This window comes from Streptococcus sp. DD11 (assembly GCF_001578865.1).
GTDB classification, from domain to species: Bacteria; Bacillota; Bacilli; order Lactobacillales; family Streptococcaceae; genus Streptococcus; species Streptococcus panodentis.
Window position 1 is genome coordinate 544,454 of the sequence record NZ_KQ969393.1, and the last position, 4,019, is coordinate 548,472.

General features: G+C 50.9%; 2 protein-coding genes. Both read left to right on the forward strand.

Annotated features, from left to right (window positions below; all coding sequences use genetic code 11):
* Positions 1–266 precede the first annotated feature (266 nt).
* The gene (locus STRDD11_RS05910) at positions 267–2,033 is read left to right on the forward strand and encodes an ABC transporter ATP-binding protein (protein WP_128836250.1); all 1,767 of its coding nucleotides are present in this window, start codon (positions 267–269) and stop codon (positions 2,031–2,033) included.
* The gene (locus STRDD11_RS05915) at positions 2,011–3,750 is read left to right on the forward strand and encodes an ABC transporter ATP-binding protein (protein WP_128836252.1); all 1,740 of its coding nucleotides are present in this window, start codon (positions 2,011–2,013) and stop codon (positions 3,748–3,750) included. Before STRDD11_RS05910 ends, STRDD11_RS05915 begins: the two co-directional genes overlap by 23 nt.
* The last annotated feature ends 269 nt before the right edge of the window (positions 3,751–4,019 follow it).

A 4,019-nucleotide genomic window follows, 5' to 3' on the forward strand; every position in this document is an offset into this window, starting at 1 on the left:
TTTTAAAATTAGTTCTGTCCTACTGCCTAGCTATTAAAAGCAAAGGAAAAGACTACAGTCGATAGAAATCTCTTCGAACCATGTCGGCACCGACTGCTCTGACTATCCCCCGGACCTAGCAGCTGACAGGCACTTCGTTTCTTTTATCCGCATCTGTTAGCTGAAGTGAACAAAGCCATAAAAGATGCTCTGCATGACGATAAAATGGCCGGGCGGCAGTTGCCTGACAGATTCGGCCGCACTCTGTATGAAATTTAGGAGTACATATGAAACTTATGAAAAAACTGAGCTGGTTTTTCAAACTGGAAAAGCGGCGCTATATCATTGGCATTCTGGCCTTGTCTCTGGTCAGTTTGGTCAATTTGATTCCTCCCCGGGTCATCGGTCAGGTCATTGATGAAATTGCTGGCCGCTCCTTGACCCAGCAGGAGCTGGTCTACAATCTTCTGCTCTTGACTGCATCGGCTTTTGTCATGTATGGTCTGCGCTATCTCTGGCGGCTCTATATCTTGGGAACTGCCAATCATCTGGGCCGGATTCTGCGCTTCCGCCTTTTTGAGCAGTTTACCCTCATGTCTCCCTCTTTTTACCAGAAGTTCCGAACCGGGGACCTCATGGCTCATGCCACTAATGATATCAATGCTGTCGTCAGCGTGGCGGGCGGCGGTGTCATGTCAGCAGTTGATGCCTCTATCACAGCTCTGGTCACTCTGATTACCATGTTTTTCCTCTTGGACTGGCGGCTGACCGTAATTGCTATTCTGCCCCTGCCCTTTCTCTCTTGGGGGACGGGACTGATCGGCCGCAGGAATCACGAGAGTTTTAAGGCTGCTCAGGAGGCTTTTTCAGATTTGAACAATACAGTTCAGGAAAGTGTGGCTGGTATTAAGGTGACCAAGTCCTTTGGCTACCAAGCTGCTGAAAGCCGCTCTTTTGCAGCAACCAATCAGGAGGTCTACCGTAAAAATGTTTTGGCGGCCAAGTACAATTCCCTCTTTGATCCTCTGGTACTGGTCTTTATCGGCCTGTCCTATACTCTGACCTTGCTTTTTGGCGGAATCTTTATCACTCAGGGGCAGTTTACCGTGGGAGAGCTGGTCACCTTTATCACCTATCTGGATATGCTGGTCTGGCCTCTGCAGGCTATGGGCTATCTCTTTAATATCAGCCAGCGCGGCTTGGTTTCCTATGAGCGGATTGAGCTTTTGCTGGCTCAGGAGTCGGATGTCAAGGAAGCAGCACAGCCACTGCCTGCTGCAAAGAACGGCCGGCTGGACTATGCGATTCAGCGCTTTTCCTATGATGCCGGTCAGGAAACCTTGCATGATATTCATTTTTCGCTGGAAAAGGGACAGACACTGGGCATTGTCGGTCAGACTGGATCCGGCAAAACCAGCCTGCTCCGTCTGCTGCTGCGGGAGCGGGATATTCAGGAGGGGGCCATCTATCTGGATGGTCAGGATATTCGCCGCTATCGGCTGGCGGATCTGCGCCGGCTGATTGGCTACGTGCCTCAGGAGCAGATTCTTTTTGCCCTCTCGATCCGGGATAATATCCGCTTTGCTAATCCTGAGCTGACAGACAAGCAGATTATGGAGGCGTCCCGGCTATGCGGTGTCTATGAAGATATCAAGGCAATGCCGGAAGGGCTGGATACGGTCATCGGTGAGCGGGGCCTGTCTCTGTCTGGCGGGCAGAAGCAGCGGCTGGCCATGAGCCGGGCCTTGATTACCAAACCGGAGATTCTGATATTGGACGATTCCCTGTCTGCGGTTGATGCTAAGACTGAGCATGAGATTTTGGAAAATCTCAAAACCGAGCGGGACGGCAAGACCACCATTATCACAGCCCACCGCCTGTCAGCTCTTGTCCATGCGGATTTGATTCTAGTGATGGAAGACGGCCGCATCAAGGAGCGGGGGACTCATCAAGCGCTGCTGGCTCAGGGCGGCTGGTATGCAGCTACTTATCAGAATCAGCAGCTGGCAGAAAGTTTGGAGGAGGGGACCCATGAAAAAACAAGCGACCTTTAACCGTCTCATGGGCTACATGTGGCGCTACAAGGGACTGAGCAGTCTGGCTCTGGCCTTTATCTTTCTGACAACGCTGGTGACGACAGGCCTGCCGCTTTTGGCACGCTATTTTATCGACCGCTTTATCAGCAGTCAGCAGGCGGCTGGCGGCTTTTACCTGCTCTTTGTTTATTATGCTCTCTTTCTGCTGCGTGTACTCTTGACCTTTTTAGGTCAGTATTCCTTTGCGCGTGTGGCCCAGAGCGTGGTCCGGGATTTACGGCAGGAGGCTTTTGACAATCTGCAGCAGCAAGGCATGGCTTACTTTGACCGGACGGCAGCAGGGGCTCTGGTCTCCCGCCTGACCAATGATACGCAGGCCGTTGCGGATATGTTCAGCGAAATTTTCTCCAATTTCCTGTCATCCGTCTTTATCTTAGCTGTGACCCTGTCCACCATGTTTGCCCTTAATTGGCAGCTGACCGTCATGATTGCTCTTTTTCTGCCTGTCATGGCGGCCTCTGTCCTGCTCTATCAGCACCTGTCCAACCGTCAGCTCAGGCAGGTCCGCAATAAGCTCAGCGATTTGAATGTCAAATTATCAGAAAGCATTGAGGGCATGCGCATTGTTCAGGCCTTTGGGCAGGAAAAGCGGCTGCTGCAGGAGTTTGAGGAGATTAATGGTCAGCATCTGGCCTTTACCAACCGCTATCTCAATATCAACAGCCTCTTTCTGCGGCCGGCCATGTCCCTGCTGAAGATTTTAGCCTATGCGGTCATCCTGTCTTACTTTGGCCTGACCTGGCAAACGGCTGGGATAACAGCCGGCATCATGTATGCTTTTATCCAGTATGTCAATCAGCTTTTTAATCCCCTGATTGATGTCATGCAGAATTACTCTGTTCTGCAGACTTCCATGGTGGCAGCGGACCGGGTCTTTGAAATCATTGACCAGAGAGACGATGAGCCACAGCAGGCTGGGCTGGATCTGCAGATTCAGGATGGCAATATCGAGTATCGTCATGTTTCCTTTTCCTATGACGGCCGCCGAGATGTGCTGAAAGATATTTCTTTCACGGTCAAAAAAGGCCAAACCATTGCCTTTGTCGGCTCCACTGGATCTGGAAAATCCTCTATCATCAATCTCTTTCTGCGTTTTTATGAGTTTGAGCGGGGGCAGATTTTGATAGACGGCCGCGATATTAAGGACTACAGGCAGGAAGAGCTGCGAAGAAAGATTGGGCTGGTCCTGCAGGATCTTTTTCTCTATCATGGCACCATTGCTTCCAATATCCAGATGTATCAGGAGCAGCTGACTCGAGATGAGGTGATAGAAGCAGCTAAGTTTGTGGATGCAGACGGCTTTATCAGCCAGCTGCCTCAGGGCTATGATGCCCCAGTGACCGAGCGGGGATCGACCTTCTCCAGCGGCCAGCGCCAGCTCTTAGCCTTTGCCCGAACGGTTGCCGCTCAGCCTAAAATCCTAATCTTGGATGAAGCGACAGCCAATATCGACTCCGAGACCGAAGAAATCATCCAAACCTCCCTGCGGAAGATGCGCCAAGGCCGGACCACCATTGCCATTGCCCACCGCCTGTCTACCATTCAGGATGCAGACTGTATCTATGTCTTGGACAAGGGCCGCATCATCGAATCCGGCTCCCATCAAGACCTTCTGGCTCACGATGGCCTGTATCGGAAAATGTACCAGCTGCAGGCTGGGATGATGGAGTCTTGATGGAGGGGATAATCTCATGATTTGAACCTGTCAATAAATATCGTCCTTTCTTTTATCTTTTATGATGTCGTTAACTCTCCTTGCTCCAACAGTCCTTCTGGACTGTTGGAGCAAGGAGATAAAGGCGGTGGGACAGACTCCCATGATGGCTGCGCCCTCACCCACAGAGGGATGGATCTTTTAGAAGATACCGTATAAGAACTAAATTTTTAAAAATTTAGTTCCCTTCACTCTCTTGTTTCTAAGCTCAGGCTGAAAAGGTCTCCCAG

Excerpts from the sequence above, each read along its gene's own strand:
- STRDD11_RS05910 (WP_128836250.1), top strand. The coding sequence starts at position 267 with ATGAAACTTATGAAAAAACTGAGCTGGTTTTTCAAACTGGAAAAGCGG.
- STRDD11_RS05915 (WP_128836252.1), top strand. The coding sequence starts at position 2,011 with ATGAAAAAACAAGCGACCTTTAACCGTCTCATGGGCTACATGTGGCGC.